General features: G+C 55.9%; 1 protein-coding gene. It reads right to left on the bottom strand.

The window, feature by feature from the left end; genetic code table 11:
- Positions 1-31 precede the first annotated feature (31 nt).
- Complete coding sequence (locus KGB03_RS03725; protein ID WP_223526376.1) at positions 32-973, bottom strand: IS110 family transposase; 942 nt, start codon at positions 971-973, stop codon at positions 32-34.
- Between the last annotated feature and the right edge of the window lie 225 nt (positions 974-1,198).

Below are 1,198 nucleotides of genomic sequence, written 5' to 3'. Positions count from 1 at the left end.
TGTGGGAGATTCTATGGTTGAGGGAAAGCCCTCAACTGGCTTTTGGCTGATATTCGCTTTGCCCTTTCAGCAAGGCGAATACCACCCGAGCAAGCTTGCGAGCCAGCATCACCAGCGCCTGAGTGGTGCTGAACCCCCGCGCTCTTTGTTCTTCGTAATACCCTTTCCAGGCTTTCGTACGGCTAGCCGACATCGCTGCATTGTGCAGAAGTCGGCGGGCCTCGGGGTCGCCGCGCTTGGTCAAACTGCGGCGAGCGTCCTTCTGCCCTGATTTCGCCACCCGTAAATCCATGCCCAGGAAGGCGATAAAGGCATCCGCGTTTCTAAAATCTCCTCGCTGAAATGCCGTTATCAAGCGGGCCCCAGTCAAAAATCCAATACCCTCAACTTTCAGGCAGCGCTTCAATTGACCGAGCAAACCGGCTTCTTTGAGCTGATCGTTGATCGTCTTTTCGATCAGCGTCTCAAGCTGCTGCATGGACTTCACTTGCTCGGCAAAAGCCGCCTTGAGCAGCGGCTCATTCGACCAGCTCTGCACCAGGCCGACCCTGGCCTGGACCAAGGCTGCGCGACGGCGGAAAAGGCTCAGGAGCTGGCGGTACAGCGGTGAGGGCGGGGTCCAAGGACGCAACTCCTCGGCTTCGTTCTTCAGGTAACGAGCCAGCAGCTTGGCATCCAGTGCGTCGGTTTTGGCGCGGATCTTCACGCCTTCGCGATAATGTTTGAGTTCATAGCCTCCCACCATGTAAATCGTGCAACCGGCCTCATAGGCCAGATCAGCGAAGTCCAGGTGGTAAATGTTGGTCGCCTCAATGGCAATCGCCACCGTCCCCGACAATGCCTTCAGCCACTGCTTGATGGATGTTTTGGTGTTGGGAATCTCTTCAAGCAAATCCCCATCAGCCTGATAAATCACCAGTTCATTCTTGGCGACATCCACACCTACGATCGGTTTTGATAGAGCGACCGGCATTGCCACAGGATTTCCTCCGAGATAAGGTTTGAGCACTTGAAGGGCTCACCCAGGGGCGCAGGCTTGTTCCTATCGTCGGTCTAGCCAGATGCATTCTTTATCGGCGCTTGGGTGAAAGGAGGAGGGGCGAAATCTCCCACGGTCTGTACTGCGTCAACAGTCGGAATCGAGCCTTGTCCCTCCTCCTCCCTTCAAGTCCTACCATACAAGCGAGCCTGCTCGCGA

Origin of the sequence: Pseudomonas sp. BF-B-26 (assembly GCF_019956495.1) — a bacterium.
Taxonomy (GTDB): domain Bacteria; phylum Pseudomonadota; class Gammaproteobacteria; order Pseudomonadales; family Pseudomonadaceae; genus Aquipseudomonas.
Note: the sequence above shows the minus strand (reverse complement) of the source record. Positions and strands in the feature narration are given on the sequence as shown.